Here is a 13,718-nt window from a genome sequence, read left to right as displayed (position 1 = left end):
GGCCAACGCCATGCCGTATGGAGTGTCTGTGCGGCGTTTGACAGATCCGCCGATACGAAATATCGCGCTATCGGAAGCCGGGTTCAAGGGGGAAACGTCCTTTTATTCGGCCCCTGGGCCCTGAATCAGCCGCTGTACCCGCGTGGCTGCATGCCATCGCGCTCCGCCTCGTAGGCGGCTTTACGCTCTCGGAAGTGTTCAACGAAGGCGCGCATGCGCTCGTCGTCGTAATCGCGCAGGCCGCTGATTACCAGCTTCTTCCAGCCCGCGCCGAACGCCTCGCCGTCCTCCTGCATCGCAAACGATAACTGCACGCTGCCGCGTTTGCCTTCGATCGCGAGCGTCCGGTCCGAGAGCTCCATTACGGGCTCACCGAACGCGAGTGTTTCCAGTTCGAATCCCATGCTGTCGTAGATCACCAGCGGGCGGTCCGGATGGAACATCACCCCATGCTCCTCGAGCACCGGGATCATGTAGTGCGGGAAGGTCTTGCCGGAGAAGGCCGCGTACTCCCGTATAAACCGCTCGATGCTCCCGGGATCGCGGCAGACCGCCCCGGCGCGCTCCACTTCCAGGTACACGCCGCCATCGGCATCGCGGACGGCGATCGATCCGGTGTCGGTTTCGGCCTCGGGAAGATACAGCGGCTCATCGGCACGCACCATGTCGCGAAACGCGAACGTCATCCGCTCGGACAGGCCGTAGCGGCCGAGCACCAGGGCGCACAACAGATCGCCCGGAACGCAGAAGCGCCGGGCATCGACATCGTGCAGCGGGTTGTAATCGCCGGCGACGTCCTTGGCGAAGGCGCTGGCCTGCTCGGCGCTGACGCGCACGCTGCCATCGGGGCCGGCGGCGTAATACGCGTCCAGAAAAGCGGGAATTGCGGTCATTGACTCGGACATCCGGTGGTTGCGTGTGCTCGGGGAGCGGGCGCCGTTACTAAAGGGCCGGCGCGACGGTGCCTGCGAGCGCGATTCTCTCACTTCCCGGTCCGGGTAAAAACGCGGGCCGTGACCATGCGCCGGCACTGAACGCGCCCGCCTGGGCGTCATTGGTCCCGCCCCCGATAGTAATCGCGTGTGCGCTCGTACAGCGGCGCAAGGTCCAGCTGCCAGAAGTGCGCGTCGCCGCGCAGCAGCGTAAAGGGATGGCTCGCCCCGCGGTCGTGTTGTGCCCAGTACTCGGACAGGCCCTGGCCGGTCAGATCGATATCCGGATACCCGCCGGTCGCGGCCTGGAACCGCCCCGGCGCCATCGCGGCATACTCGACAACCCGCGGTTCAGCGGTCGCCGCATTGAACCGCAGAAGGCCCGGATAGACTGCGACCGCGAGGGAGGCAACCGTCAGGGCCCCGACCACGACGCGCTCGGTAACGGGCGCGCGGCGCCCCAGCCAGAGGGTCAACGGAATAGCCACCATCAGCATCAACGCGAATGGTGCCCACGGCATCGGCGCCAGCGGCGTGTACTGCAGCAGGAAGAACGTATCGACCAGGGCGTAGAGCCCGGCCGCGGACAGCAGGCCGAGCTGCGCGACCATCCCGCGGTCACGTGACAGATCGAAACCGAACAGCACCAGATCGGTCGCGTCCTCGCCCGCCGTTTCGATCGTCAGACCCAAGGGCCGCAGATGCTCCACGAGCGGCGCCCGCTCGACATACGATGCCGGATCGGCGCCGCTCAGGGACGAGAGTTCGTGCATCGCGAGGCGATGATCCGGGCCATCGGGGCGGTACCACGGGAACGGGCTGAGGCGGATGGTTTCGCGATCGGTCTCGATTTCGATACGGCTGGCCCGGATTCGCTGTGCCTTGACGAAGCGGCGTTCGAGGCGACCCCGGCCGCCGCTACGCCGCGGCGCAAACAGTCGCACGGCGCGGATCCGGTCATGGGGGATCTGCCAGCTACCGACAGTCTGCCCGGTCAGCCCGAACCCCACGAACCTGGGCAGCCATCCCTCGATCCCGCCCGGGCCAACCCGCAGCCAGGCCCTGCGCTGGACCAGCAGGACCGCGGCCGTCGCGATGACCGTCGGCGGCAGGAGCCAGAGCATGAAAACGACAGCCGGGTCGTCCGCCAGGGCGGCCCGAAGATCCTTGAGCAACAGCGTCGCCAGGGACCTCGGCTCCTCCAGGTGCAGTCCCAGCAGCACGACCAGTGCAGCCAACGCGGCCAATGGAAGGCCAAAGAACACGAGCATAAAGAGGATCGTCTGTCGGCGGCGCAGCAGCGAAACCCCATATCGCAGCCGTACCGGCTGGCGCGCGAAATCCGTTTCGTTCATCTCCATTCCTCCCTGATGAAATACGATCCCACGAGCGATTGTACGGGTCCGGAGGTGTCGCGGGGAGCGGCCGGCCGAAGATCCACACCGCCGGCGCCCAGAGCACTCAGGCGGCGGGATCCCCGCCCTCTAGGTCTTCATAAATCGCCGGACGGAAACGCGGGGTACAGATCGCGAGGAACACCAGGTCGCCCCCGCCCGTGTTGGTGATCCGCTGACTCGCGTCCGGGGGGATCACGACGACATCGCCCGGCCCCACCGTTTCCGGCGCACGGCCATCGACCATCACGCGCCCCGTTCCCTCCAGCATCACGTAACGCTCGGTGACGCCGCGAAGCCGATGCAGGCGCGTGGTGATACCCGGTTCGACGCGGGCCCGCGCGATCGAGGTCGCTTCATCATCCGTGCTGTTCCACCACTCGGTGATGTGGCAGCGCTCTTCAAAATAGTACTCGGGGGTCGAATCGTTGTGGACGACCTGCGGGTTCGTCATGGCTCTCGATACCGTTCCGGGCCGGGCTGCGAATGATTTGTACACCGCCCCGCCGACCAACGATAGGCTCGGAGATCATGGGCGCGGGTCAGGCCGGAGTGTGGGCGCCGTCAGGGAGCAGGTGGCGCTCGCGCAACTCCGACCAGAAAGCCGCCGGGATCTTCGCCTTCATCAGGTCCACGTTCTGCGGGATCCGCTCAGGCCGCTTGGCGCCCGGGATGATGGCGGCGACGGCCGGATGGGCCGCGCTGAACTGCAACGCCGCGGCCTTGAGGTCGACGCCGTGGCGGTCGCAGACATGACGCAGGCGGTCGCGCTGCCAGATCGCCTCGGGACTGGCATCCTGATAGTTGTAGTGTGCGCCGCCGGCGAGGATCCCGGAGCCGAACGGCGACCCCACGACTACCTGGACGCCGCGCTCCAGACAGCGCGGGAACAGCGTCTCCGCGCCGCTGGTATCCAGCAGGTGATATTGGGTGGCGAGCAGGAACACGTCGGGGTCGGCCTCATCCAGCGCCCGCAGGCAAGGCTCAACGCGGTTCACCCCGAGCCCCCAGCCTCGGATCACGCCCTGCTCGCGCAGTTCAGTGAGCGCCTTCGCCGCACCCTGCATCGCCACCCGGAAGTGCTCGGTCCACTCCGCACCGAGCGCATCCTCGGCCAGATCATGGATGTACACGACGTCGAGCCGGCCGACGCCCATCCGCTGCAGACAGTCCTCGACGCAGCGCTTCGCGGCGTCGGCGCCGTAGTCGAGTCGCCGCTGGAACCACAGGCCGTGCACGAAGGGGCCATCGGGCTCCGGACCGGACGGGGACGGATCGAGCAGGCGCCCTACCTTGGTCGAAAGGAAATACTCGTCGCGCGGCTTCGTCGCCAGGAACGAACCAAAACGCTGCTCGGCCAGGCCGGCGCCGTAGTGTGGAGCCGTATCAAAGTGCCGGATTCCCTGGTCCCACGCGGCCTCGAGTGTCGCGTGCGCGGTCCGGTTATCCGTGCGCTCGAACATGTCGCCCAGCGGCGCACCGCCAAAGCCGAGCGGGCCGGGGATGTCGATTCGCGGGGTCTTGCGGGTCATCGCGAGAGCATGCCTCCAGTTTGGCGGGCTCCGGCCGGTATTCACCGGCTCGAATGGTCAGTCGTTGATACTACCGACCATAGGCGTGGCGAATCCGGCTGCCAAGCCCGAAGATGGGCGTACCCTCGAAGTGCCGGGGACCCGAAATCATAAAAGCAAAGACTTGACCCCCGACCATGACCCCCGACCACGACCGACCGCCGCTCATGACTGAAAGCGAAGACTTGACCTCGATCACGGCGGCGCCGCATCCGTTCCGGGGCCGGGCCGGAAAGGCTTCATGGGCTGGTGCGCTCCGTGCGCTGGCACTCGTCGCAACGCTGGCCCTGACCGGGTGTTCGCCGCTGGATGTGCTGAACGCGACCGCACCGGTGTCGAGCACGCTGGCCGAATCCGGCATCGCCTACGGCGCGCAGGAACGCCAGCAGCTCGATGTCTACCGGCCGGCGGCGACGCCCGCCGGCGGCGCACCGGTGGTTCTCTTCTTCTACGGTGGGCGCTGGAGCGACGGCGACCGCGCCGATTACGCCTTCGTCGGGGCCGCCCTGGCCGAGGCGGGCATGGTGGTCGTGGTCGCCGACTACCGGCTGTACCCGCAGGTGCGCTTCCCGGCGTTCGTCGAGGACGGCGCCCGGGCCTTTGCGTGGACCCACGAGCACATAGAACGTTTCGGTGGCGACCCGGCGTCCATCTACCTCATGGGCCATTCGGCGGGCGCCCACATCGCCTCGCTGCTGGCCCTGGACCGGCGCTGGCTCCGCGACGGTCGCCAACCCGCCGGCATGATCGGTCTTGCCGGACCGTACGACTTCCTGCCCATCGAGGCGACGGACCTGCGTGCCATCTTCGGCCCGCCGGAGCGGTTTCCGGAATCCCAGCCGATCGAATACGTCCGGGGCGATGCGCCACCGCTGTACCTGCTCCACGGCCTCGACGACGATACGGTGCGGCCCGGCAACACCCGCAACCTCGCGCAGGCCATCCGTGCACGGGGCGGTCGCGTGGAGACGCGTTTCTACGAATCCGCCGGGCATGCAGCGATCATCGGCGCGATCGCCGGGGTAACGGATTTCCTGGCCCCCGTGCGAGCCGATATTGTGGATTTCATCGAGCGCACGACGGCGGAACGACGCTGACAGCGCCACGGCGCCCTTTTCACCCGACGGAGAGACCAGCAGCTTGGAGATCGTGCTCACGCCCACCGAATGGCTCGCCGCCGCCGTGGTCGTGTTCGGTGGGACCGTCATCCAGGGATCGCTCGGGTTCGGCGTCGCGCTGGTCGGTGCGCCGCTGCTCTATCTGATCCACCCGGCCCTGGTCCCGGCCCCGATGATCGTGATCGGCCTACTTGTCTCGGCGCTGGTCGCCTGGCGCGAGCGCGCGGGACTGGACGTGGCGGTTGTAAGGCGCGTCCTGCCTGGATTGGCCCTCGGGGTCGCACTCGCGGGTCTGCTCATGGGCATGCTCCCGGAGGATACCCTCGGGCTGCTGTTCGGCGGGCTGGTGCTGCTGGCAGTCGCGCTCAGTATCGGCCTGCCGCCGCCGGCGCTCGGACCGCGTCTGCTGTTTACTGCCGGCGGACTGTCCGGGTTCATGGGCACCGCAACCGCCATCGGTGGGCCGCCACTGGCGCTGGCGTTCCAGCGTTACCGCGGCACCCGGCTGCGCGGGACGATCTCGGCCTGTTTCGCACCGAGCGCCGCGATGTCGCTGATCGCGCTCGTGTGGTCCGGGCACATGGATACCGCGCGACTCCTGCTCGGGCTCTCCCTGGTGCCGCCCGTCGCCGTCGGCTTCCTCGTCTCCGCCCACACCGCCCGAGCCCTGGATCGCCAGTGGCTGCGCGTGGGCATCCTGGCGATCTCGGCGCTGGCGGGGATCATGGCGATCGCGAAGGCACTGGTGTAGGCGCGGGCCTCAGTGATACGGGCCCATCTCCCCCAATCGCGCCAGCGGGCTGCCCTGAAGCCACAGGGGCAGTTGTCTGCCCAGGCGCTCATCCCCCATCACGTCGATGCCGCGCTGCCGGCGTGTCTCGGCCAGCGTGGTCCGGCAGAGCCAGACTTCCGTCAACGAGCGGACGTCACCGCGCACGAGCAGGTCCACTTCGTGACCGGGATCTTCCATGCACAGATCCGTCTCGCCGTTTTCCGACACCAGCCACCAGTCGCGACGGCCCTGCGGCGCATCCGAAAACTCGAACTGGACCACCACCCTGTGCGCGGGGAATCGTGTCGCATCGACGCCGCGGCGGATATCCCACATCAGCAGGCTGACATCGAGGTCGTCCTCGTTGAGGCGACTGCCGACCCAGCGGTGTCCCCATGCCCCCATGAACTCCACCATCGGGCGCAATTCCCGGCCGGCCGCGGTCAGATCATAAGCGGGGGAATCATTGTGATCGTTCACATGCTCGACCACGCCGGCATCGACCAGCTGTTTCAGGCGGCGTGACAGCAGCGTGGGGGAGACGAGCGGCATGCCGCGCCGCAGATCGTTGAAGCGGCGGCTCCCGGCCGTCAACTCGCGCACGAGGATCATCGTCCAGCGCTCGCAGAGCAGTTCCGCGGCCTTCGCGAGTGGGCAAAACTGGCCGTACCCTTTCGCCATGCGAGCGAGTATAGGTCCCCGAATTCCCGTCGTGCCAGTACATTCCGTGTACTGGAGTGCCTCCCCGGGGCGGCCTACTCTGCGGTCAAGGTTCGCGCAAGCGACCGCCAGGCACCACCGCAGACGCACCGACGGAGGAGGCAACAATGAGCACCACACTGTACGAGCGACTGGGCGCCGCCGACGGCATTGCCGCGCTGGTCGACGACATCGTGGACGCCCACCTGAACAACCCGGTCATCCGGTCCCGCTACGAGCCACTCGCAGAGGACCCGGAGCGGTTTCGACAGGCCAAGCGGCATCTCCGCGATTTCCTTGGAGCCGGCACCGGCGGGCCGGAACAATACGAGGGCCGCAACATGATCGAGACCCACCGCGGCATGAACGTCAGCGCGGCGGAATACATGGCGGCCATGGACGACATCATGAACACGCTCGAGGCCCACGAGGTCGATGAGCAGTCACGCAAGGACGTGCTTTTCATCGCCTACTCGATCAAGGGCGAAATCATGCACCTGTAGCCGTGCCGCTTCCGCTGCAAGCGGCCAGGCATCTCGTGGATGGGAGAACAAAAGGCCAGACAACGGAGAGCACGGGACGCGAGACGGTGTGCCGGATCGCCTCCACCGGTCCGGTATACCGTCCCCGGCACTCCGGGTGTCGTCCCGAACCCGGATGGCTCGCCGCAGCGCCCCCGGTTTCAGCCCGGTGCCTGCAAGGCACGGAACGGTCGCGCTGAAGTCCGCCCCAAAGACCACCCGCCTAGAACCAGGCGATCACGAATAAAGCAAAGCCATAGAGCAGCAATGTTGCGAAACTCTCGAAACCGATGCGCCCGATCCCGAGGTGTTCGCGCCGGAGGAGGCCAAGCAGCAGCACGGCGGTCATGACGATGCTCAGGGCAATCAGGAAGGCCTCGCGCTCGGTGGCGGCGTGATACAGCGATCCGGGGCGATACGCGGTATCCGCGATCGCGGCGAACAGCGTGTCGAAGGCATTACCGCCGACCACGCCACCGACAGCCAGCGTCAGCGCGCCGCGGCGCACGGCCGCCACCGACGTCACAAGCTCGGGCAGCGACGTGGCGACGGCGAGAAACAGTCCGCCCACGACCGTTTGGGAGATACCCGTGGTACTCGCGATCGCCTCGCCCGAACGGGTGACGAGGATTCCCGCGATCACCACGACGGACGCCGACGCGGCGAACTCGGCCAGGAGCCGCCCCATGGGTCGCCCGGCAGCCCCCTCCTCCGGTTCATCGATCCGCGTGGCGCCGGTCATGCGCGGTTTCCACATCGGATGCTCGCGGCTCTGGTAGACCATCCGCATCCCGAACACGTAGACCAGCAGCAGCGCCGGCGTCAGCGGATGTACGCCGGCAATCGTGACAGGCGGCAGCAACATCCCGGTCAGCATCATCGCGAGCAGCACGATCAGCAGCGACGCCTGCATCATGTTCGGCACCGATGCGGCCGCATGTTCGAGGTTCGCGCGGCGGTAGGCGACGTCGGCGATCGCGAGGAACGCGGTCTGTGCCGCGATCCCGCCGATCGCGTTGGAGAGCGCCAGCGAGGGCAGCCCATCGAGCGCCGCCGTCACCGAAACCGTGATCCCCGCGAGCGAGGTTACGGCGCCGAGCACCACGGCCCCCGTGAACGCCTCGCCCATACCCGTGCGGTCGGCAAGCCGATCGCAGATGCCGCTCAGCCAGGTGCCGGCAGCCCCGATCGCAACCGTGCAGAGAAGGAACACAACGACTGCCCAGGGTAGGGTGAAAGCCACGGGATCGATCATCCAGCGCCGCGCTCCGACAGCGTTCCGGAAAAGCATAGCAAGTCACCGTAGGCCTGCGGGCGCACGCACCGGCGGTGGCAGAAACACCCGATTACGGCGACGCCCGGAATCACGCGCGGGAACCCCGGGCCCGGACACCGGTCGGAACTCACGCCCCCGTCTGAAGCCGCTTGCCAACGGCCGACTTCAACCCGCAATCAACCACCCATGCGAGAATTCAGGGTGGTGCAGGCGCCCCGACCAACGACCGGAAGACCGTAATGCTCAAACAACTGAAAGAAAGGGTCGACGGACTGCGCGAGCGCGCCGGCGTCCCCGTGCGAACACCGGAGCAGCAGGCCGAGGTCGAGCGCAGGGCACAACACCTGACCCTGTACCACCGGCCCACGTGCCCGTTCTGCATGCGGGTGTTCATCGCCCTCGCCCGACTCGATATCCCCATCCAGCGCCGCAACATCACCACCGACGCGGAAGCGCGCACCGAACTCGGCGCCGGCGGCGGTCGCCAGCAGGTGCCGTGTCTGCGCATCGATGAATCGGCGGGGACTCGCTGGCTCTATGAGTCGGCGGACATCATCGCTTATCTGGAGGCGCAGTTCGGGGTACCGGACTGAACACGCGACGAGCGGATCGCCGCGCTCAATCCGGATTTCCCATTACTGGCATCGGCACCGGTTCACGGCTATCTTTGCCCCTGATGCATGCGGCGTTCCGCCCATCCGTGAAGGGAGATCCACAATGCAACACCGTCTGATCACATTGATCGCTGGTCTCGGCGTGGCTGCGCTCTCCGGCACTGCGCTGGCCGACACGACGCTCACCTACAAATCCCGGGATGGAGAAACCGGAATGGTCTACTCCATCGTCGATGACGGGGTAAGCCTGGACAACCGTGCCGCAGAGGCGACGATGCTCTACGACATCTCCACGAAGACCTTCACGATGATCGATCACGGGGAGAAAACCTACACGGAGGTTACGGAGGAAGCGCGACAACAGATGCAGCAGCAGATGACCGATGCACGGAAGCAGTCGATGGAGGCGCTGAAAGACCAGATTGCCGGCTTGCCGAAGGAAGCGCGCGAGAAGATCCTCAAGGGTACTCAGGCCGGTATCGGAGCGGGGCAAAAAGGCCTCTCAAAGGGCATGGAAACCCGCGTTGAACGGACCGGCAGGATGGAGACCGTCAATGGCTACGAATGCGAAGTAGTCCGCGTCGGGGTCATGTTCAGCAGTTCGGAAATCTGCTTGGCCGACAACGCCGCAGTGGGCATGCCGGCGAGTGCCTCGGCGACTATGGAGAAGATGAACGAGGGCATGCGCGAACTGAGCGGCAGCATCATGCAGGGCCTGGGTGCGAGCATGCCTGGCGGGCCCGGCCTGGAGGGTATCGCCGTGCGCATCACGAGTGACGGGACCACCTGGCATCTCAGCGACCTGAGCACCGGGAACGTGGATCCGGCGGCATTCCAGGTGCCCAACGGCTACGAGAAACAGGACATCATGCTCCAGGGCAACTGACCCCGCGACCGCATTCTTGCTGGATGCGATGGGGTGACGCCCGGGGGCTCCAGGCGGATTCCGTATGAACGTCCGGTCGCCCGGGCTCCCCGGGCGAATCCTCCATCACCCCGGCACTCTCACCGCGCACTCGAGGCTGTCCACCAGCCGCGCCATGAAGTCGAAGTCCAGGGTTTCGATCCGATCGCTGGGCAAGTGGTAGTGCGGGTTCCGGAAAAAAGCCGTGTCCGTGACCATGACCGCCGGCCAGCGCACATCCCAGAACGAGGCGTGATCGCTCAGCCGCACCGCCGGCAGGATCGCGCCGTCGAGGGGCACCGTGAGGGTCTCCACGGGCAGCGCGGGATTACGGCGGAAGCCGCTCGCCGTTTCCTGTAGCAGGCGGCGCGAGCGTCGATTACTCACGATGCCGATGAAATCGCCCCTCGACGGATAACCGGCCAGACGCAACGGGCCGGGGTAGGCCTGCTCGGGCGCCGTGTAGCCGACCATCTCGAGCACGATCGCACCCCGGGGACGCTCGCCGGCCCGCTCCATCTCACGCACGAACACCCGGCTGCCCTGATTACCGGTCGCGAACGCCGGTGCCTCCTCGAGCGTGAACGCCACCAGCCGCACCGGCCCCGACGGAGGCCGCTGCGCCAGCCGTCGCGCAAGCGCCAGCAGCACGCAGACCGCGCTGCCGTTGTCGTCGGCCCCCTCGGTGCCCGGTACCGTGTCGTAGTGCGCACCGACGATCAACGGCGCGGCCCCCGACGGGCCAATGTCCACGACCAGGTTGGCGACCTCCGCGCCGAATGCGCGGTACGCCTGCCGCTGCACCGTGAGATTACCCGGCTGGAGCGCGTGCAACAGGAATGCCTCGGCCGCGGCCAGGCCGCCACTGCGGACCGTGCGCTCGCCGATGTCGCGGCACAGCGACCCTGCATCGGCCCGCAGCTCCGCACTCGTCGCCTCCCGCTGCGTCATCGGCCCTCCGTCCCCGGACAATGGTCCGGCGCACCCAATCCTTGCAGGGACGCGCGACGCATGGAAGTCAGTCACGCGGCGACAAATGTCGATACGATTGCCGGATCGCGGCGAGGGATTACATACCCCGCAGCAGGCATCCGGTTACGGTCGCCGGGATCCACGTTTACCGTTCCCTGGAACTACGGGACCCGAAATGCCTCGAAGCGCCATGGAAAGCGGCCCCGGACTTCCCTGACCGGCGAGCATATTCGGGACTTTCCAGGTGGGCCGACCGCAGGGCGCCGGGGAGACTGACATGCCAGAGATAACGCGAAGGCGGCGATGGATACTCCCGGCCATCGTGGTCGGCCAGCTGCTCGCGACGTCGACCTGGTTCGCGGCGAATGCCGTGATCGAGTCGCTGCAGATCCTGTGGGACATGGACGGCGGCGAGGGGCTGGTGACCACCGCCGTCCAGCTCGGTTTCATTATCGGCACGCTCGTGTTCGCGATCGGTGGTATCGCCGACCGTTTCCACCCGAGCAACGTGTTCCTCGCGGCGGCCGCCACCGGCTCCGCGGCGAACGCGGCGGTGCTCATCGCCCCGGGTGATTTCACGCTGGTCCTGGCCGCGCGCTTCGTGGTCGGTTTCTCGCTTGCGGGCGTGTACCCGGTCGGGATGAAGATTGCCGCCGGATGGTACAGCGGCGGCCTGGGGCGGGCACTGGGCTTCCTGGTCGGTGCGCTCGTCCTTGGCACCGCATCGCCCCATCTGCTGCGCGCCCTCGGTGCCTCGTGGGACTGGCGCCTGGTGATCGCCGGCGCCTCGCTGGCCGCGTTGGCCGGCGGGCTGCTCGTGCGCCTTGTACCGGAGGGCCCCAACCTGGCGCGCGGCGCGCCGGTTCGCTTCAGCGGCGTCCTCGATGCCTTCCGACAGCGTTATTTCCGTGCCTCGGCGCTGGGCTATTTCGGTCACATGTGGGAACTCTACGCCTTTTGGGCATTCGTGCCCGTCTGGATCGGCGCCCACGGCATGACCGGTGGCACGCTGTCGGGGACGGCCTTCGCGGTGATCGCCGCCGGTTTTCTCGGCTGCGCCGGTGGCGGTCTGCTGGTGCGCAGGCTGGGCGGCGGTCGCGTCGCGCTCGGCCAGCTCGGCCTGTCGACCACATGCTGCCTGGTCTCGCCGCTGTTGCTGTACGCGCCCACGCCCATCTTTGTCGCGTTCCTGCTCGTGTGGGGCGTGGCCGTCGTGGGGGACTCGCCGCAGTTCTCGGCGCTGACCGCTTATTTCGCGCCCCGCGCGGTGGTCGGCTCGGCACTCACGCTGGTGAACTCCATCGGCTTCGCGATCACCATCGCGAGTCTGAGCCTGCTCGAATGGCTGCAGCATGTCGCACCGCCGGCCTGGCTGCTCGTCCCACTGGCGTTGGGCCCCATGGTCGGCCTGCTTGCGGGGCGGCCGCTTCTCGCCAGGAACCCGGTACCCGAGTAGCCCAGGCCCGTTTTTCACGTCACCCGGCCGCGCCACCTGGAGCACGCGAGTCAGCCCTGCCAGTGCCCCTGAATGTGCGTGATCGGGCGGGGCGCCTGGTCCTCCTCGCCGGGAAAAAGGGAGCGGTACCAGTGCGCATCGAACACGAGTTCAAGCCGGTCGATGCGGCCATCGCGCACGTGCGCCCACTGGGCGACGTGGACGGCAAGCTTCTCGGACAGCTGGGTACCGACCACCAGGAAATGGGCGACGTCTTCTCCGGCCTCGAACCCCTTCTGGATCTCGATCCGCTGCACGATCGGCGTAACGAGCTGGAGATATTGCACGAGGGCGTCGGCCGAGTGGAACGTGCTGATCGGACCCGCGTACGTGAAGTCCTCGTCGGCGAGGCAGGCGCGGGCGGTCGCGTAATCGAACCGGGCGACCGCGTCGATATAGCGCTCGACGATTTCGCGGGAAGTCAGTGCGGTGGCGGACATCAAACGCTCCCTTGATCGCTGACCGACGCCTTGCACGTCTCGGCCGCGGCATTCATGCGATCAAGTATAGTCTGCCAGTGTCCACATTGGACGGGCTTATCGGCTGCACTCGCGCAACGGGCACCCAGGGAGAACGCTGACTCGACCCGCCCATCAGGCGGCACGAAAGGAAAAAAACCACACCGCGAGCGCCGACAGGGCGACAGTGAGGGGAGCGACCGGGTGTGCGCGGTCGACGTACGATCCCGGCGTAGCGCGGCAACAGACACCGGGAGTTCTTTAACCGGATCCCGGGGATCCATCGTCGCCGAGGCGGTCGTACAGGTCGGCGACGACGCGCTCGAGCCGGGCGACGCGCTGTTCCAGATCGCCCTGGTCCGCGCCCCTCACCGGCGCATCGTCTCCAGCGTTGACGCCGGCAGCGGTCGCTGCCTCCGGGGCCGGTTCCGCATGATCACTACCGAAGCGGTGCGTCCAGCGCGCTTCGCGCTTGCCTGGCTCGCGCGGCAGGCACTCCACCAGCGCGCCTTCTTCGCGCGCCGCCAGGGTCTGCAGCGTCGACTCAACGGCATCAATGCCCTCGACCGTGACCATACGCTGCGCACGGCTGCGCAGTTCGCCCGGCGTCTGCGGCCCGCGCAGGAACAACAGCGCGAGCACCGCGAGCTGCTCCGGCGGCGCATTCAGGGCGCTGCCCGGGCCGCGCCCGAGACGATGCTCGAACTTGCTCACCCGCCCACCATACGACGACGGCTGACGCACAAGGCCGCGTCGGGTCAGCCCGGTCACGGCCTCGCGCACGTCGGCCTCGGGGAGTGCCAGGACCGGATCGCGATTGCTCTTCTGGTTCGCGGCGGTGACCAGGCCATTGATCGACAGGGGATACTGGTCCGGCGTGGTCGCCTCCTTCTCCAGCAGACACCCCAGGACGCGGATTTCGACCGCAGTGAGATCCCGTTCCATCAATGCCGCCCCCGTTTTCGTGCCGCCGAACTGCGTCAGTATACGCT

15 protein-coding genes are annotated in these 13,718 nt (G+C 67.2%); 6 read left to right on the top strand and 9 right to left on the bottom strand.

The genetic code is table 11. The features are described 5' to 3' along the window. Positions 1–125: 125 nt before the first annotated feature. The 4 genes from A0W70_RS03570 to A0W70_RS03555 form a co-directional block, all read right to left on the bottom strand. The gene (locus A0W70_RS03570; RefSeq protein WP_067560625.1) at positions 126–893 is read right to left on the bottom strand and encodes a DUF3581 family protein; all 768 of its coding nucleotides are present in this window, start codon (positions 891–893) and stop codon (positions 126–128) included. Positions 894–1,051: 158 nt separating this feature from the next. Further along, positions 1,052–2,287 (bottom strand): hypothetical protein, encoded by a 1,236-nt coding sequence (locus tag A0W70_RS03565; protein WP_139150691.1) that lies wholly within the window; start codon positions 2,285–2,287, stop codon positions 1,052–1,054. Between the two features lie 106 nt (positions 2,288–2,393). Beyond that, a complete protein-coding gene (locus A0W70_RS03560) occupies positions 2,394–2,780 on the bottom strand; it encodes a cupin domain-containing protein (protein WP_067560621.1) in 387 nt (128 codons plus the stop codon). Positions 2,781–2,868: 88 nt separating this feature from the next. Beyond that, positions 2,869–3,858, bottom strand: coding sequence for an aldo/keto reductase (locus tag A0W70_RS03555; protein ID WP_067560619.1), 990 nt, complete (start codon positions 3,856–3,858; stop codon positions 2,869–2,871). A 206-nt stretch (positions 3,859–4,064) separates the two neighbouring features. Here A0W70_RS03555 and A0W70_RS03550 point away from each other — a divergent pair, with 206 nt between their 5' ends. Both A0W70_RS03550 and A0W70_RS03545 read left to right on the top strand, forming a co-directional pair. Next, on the top strand, positions 4,065–4,994 hold the full coding sequence (locus A0W70_RS03550) for an alpha/beta hydrolase (RefSeq protein ID WP_083330765.1): 930 nt from the start codon (positions 4,065–4,067) through the stop codon (positions 4,992–4,994). Positions 4,995–5,046: 52 nt separating this feature from the next. Beyond that, on the top strand, positions 5,047–5,766 hold the full coding sequence (locus A0W70_RS03545) for a sulfite exporter TauE/SafE family protein (RefSeq protein ID WP_083330764.1): 720 nt from the start codon (positions 5,047–5,049) through the stop codon (positions 5,764–5,766). Positions 5,767–5,775: 9 nt separating this feature from the next. Here A0W70_RS03545 and A0W70_RS03540 read toward each other — a convergent pair whose 3' ends face one another. Continuing rightward, positions 5,776–6,468 carry a winged helix-turn-helix transcriptional regulator gene (locus A0W70_RS03540; RefSeq protein WP_067560616.1) on the bottom strand — a complete coding sequence of 231 codons (693 nt, stop codon included), beginning with the start codon at positions 6,466–6,468 and terminating at the stop codon, positions 5,776–5,778. Positions 6,469–6,614: 146 nt separating this feature from the next. Between A0W70_RS03540 and A0W70_RS03535 the strand changes: the two genes are divergently transcribed. Further along, positions 6,615–6,989 (top strand): group I truncated hemoglobin, encoded by a 375-nt coding sequence (locus A0W70_RS03535; RefSeq protein ID WP_067560614.1) that lies wholly within the window; start codon positions 6,615–6,617, stop codon positions 6,987–6,989. Positions 6,990–7,230: 241 nt separating this feature from the next. Here the strand turns inward: A0W70_RS03535 and A0W70_RS03530 are convergent, their stop codons facing one another. Continuing rightward, entirely contained in the window at positions 7,231–8,262 is a 1,032-nt protein-coding gene (locus A0W70_RS03530; protein WP_139150690.1) for a sodium:calcium antiporter, read from the bottom strand. A gap of 260 nt (positions 8,263–8,522) precedes the next feature. On the opposite strand from A0W70_RS03530, the gene A0W70_RS03525 reads away from it, so the two are divergent. Together A0W70_RS03525 and A0W70_RS03520 are read left to right on the top strand one after the other, a co-directional pair. Beyond that, complete coding sequence (locus A0W70_RS03525) at positions 8,523–8,876, top strand: glutaredoxin family protein (RefSeq protein ID WP_067560612.1); 354 nt, start codon at positions 8,523–8,525, stop codon at positions 8,874–8,876. 124 nt (positions 8,877–9,000) lie between these two features. Then, positions 9,001–9,783 (top strand): DUF4412 domain-containing protein, encoded by a 783-nt coding sequence (locus A0W70_RS03520; protein ID WP_067560609.1) that lies wholly within the window; start codon positions 9,001–9,003, stop codon positions 9,781–9,783. A gap of 105 nt (positions 9,784–9,888) precedes the next feature. On the opposite strand, the gene A0W70_RS03515 is transcribed toward A0W70_RS03520, so the two are convergent. Then, positions 9,889–10,752: a M28 family peptidase gene (locus tag A0W70_RS03515; RefSeq protein ID WP_067560608.1), complete on the bottom strand. Its 864-nt coding sequence runs from the start codon at positions 10,750–10,752 to the stop codon at positions 9,889–9,891. Between the two features lie 298 nt (positions 10,753–11,050). On the opposite strand from A0W70_RS03515, the gene A0W70_RS03510 reads away from it, so the two are divergent. After that, positions 11,051–12,229, top strand: coding sequence for an MFS transporter (locus A0W70_RS03510; RefSeq protein WP_067560606.1), 1,179 nt, complete (start codon positions 11,051–11,053; stop codon positions 12,227–12,229). Between the two features lie 50 nt (positions 12,230–12,279). On the opposite strand, the gene A0W70_RS03505 is transcribed toward A0W70_RS03510, so the two are convergent. After that, the gene (locus tag A0W70_RS03505) at positions 12,280–12,708 is read right to left on the bottom strand and encodes a nuclear transport factor 2 family protein (protein WP_067560604.1); all 429 of its coding nucleotides are present in this window, start codon (positions 12,706–12,708) and stop codon (positions 12,280–12,282) included. Between the two features lie 279 nt (positions 12,709–12,987). After that, complete coding sequence (locus A0W70_RS03500; protein ID WP_067560602.1) at positions 12,988–13,671, bottom strand: YceH family protein; 684 nt, start codon at positions 13,669–13,671, stop codon at positions 12,988–12,990. Positions 13,672–13,718 lie beyond the last annotated feature (47 nt).

The organism is Halofilum ochraceum (genome assembly GCF_001614315.2).
Taxonomy (GTDB): domain Bacteria; phylum Pseudomonadota; class Gammaproteobacteria; order XJ16; family Halofilaceae; genus Halofilum; species Halofilum ochraceum.
Note: the sequence above shows the minus strand (reverse complement) of the source record. Positions and strands in the feature narration are given on the sequence as shown.

Excerpts from the sequence above, each read along its gene's own strand:
- A0W70_RS03570 (WP_067560625.1), bottom strand. The coding sequence starts at position 893 with ATGACCGCAATTCCCGCTTTTCTGGACGCGTATTACGCCGCCGGCCCC.
- A0W70_RS03565 (WP_139150691.1), bottom strand. The coding sequence starts at position 2,287 with ATGAACGAAACGGATTTCGCGCGCCAGCCGGTACGGCTGCGATATGGG.
- A0W70_RS03560 (WP_067560621.1), bottom strand. The coding sequence starts at position 2,780 with ATGACGAACCCGCAGGTCGTCCACAACGATTCGACCCCCGAGTACTAT.
- A0W70_RS03555 (WP_067560619.1), bottom strand. The coding sequence starts at position 3,858 with ATGACCCGCAAGACCCCGCGAATCGACATCCCCGGCCCGCTCGGCTTT.
- A0W70_RS03550 (WP_083330765.1), top strand. The coding sequence starts at position 4,065 with ATGACTGAAAGCGAAGACTTGACCTCGATCACGGCGGCGCCGCATCCG.
- A0W70_RS03540 (WP_067560616.1), bottom strand. The coding sequence starts at position 6,468 with ATGGCGAAAGGGTACGGCCAGTTTTGCCCACTCGCGAAGGCCGCGGAA.
- A0W70_RS03535 (WP_067560614.1), top strand. The coding sequence starts at position 6,615 with ATGAGCACCACACTGTACGAGCGACTGGGCGCCGCCGACGGCATTGCC.
- A0W70_RS03530 (WP_139150690.1), bottom strand. The coding sequence starts at position 8,262 with ATGATCGATCCCGTGGCTTTCACCCTACCCTGGGCAGTCGTTGTGTTC.
- A0W70_RS03525 (WP_067560612.1), top strand. The coding sequence starts at position 8,523 with ATGCTCAAACAACTGAAAGAAAGGGTCGACGGACTGCGCGAGCGCGCC.
- A0W70_RS03520 (WP_067560609.1), top strand. The coding sequence starts at position 9,001 with ATGCAACACCGTCTGATCACATTGATCGCTGGTCTCGGCGTGGCTGCG.
- A0W70_RS03515 (WP_067560608.1), bottom strand. The coding sequence starts at position 10,752 with ATGACGCAGCGGGAGGCGACGAGTGCGGAGCTGCGGGCCGATGCAGGG.
- A0W70_RS03510 (WP_067560606.1), top strand. The coding sequence starts at position 11,051 with ATGCCAGAGATAACGCGAAGGCGGCGATGGATACTCCCGGCCATCGTG.
- A0W70_RS03505 (WP_067560604.1), bottom strand. The coding sequence starts at position 12,708 with ATGTCCGCCACCGCACTGACTTCCCGCGAAATCGTCGAGCGCTATATC.
- A0W70_RS03500 (WP_067560602.1), bottom strand. The coding sequence starts at position 13,671 with ATGGAACGGGATCTCACTGCGGTCGAAATCCGCGTCCTGGGGTGTCTG.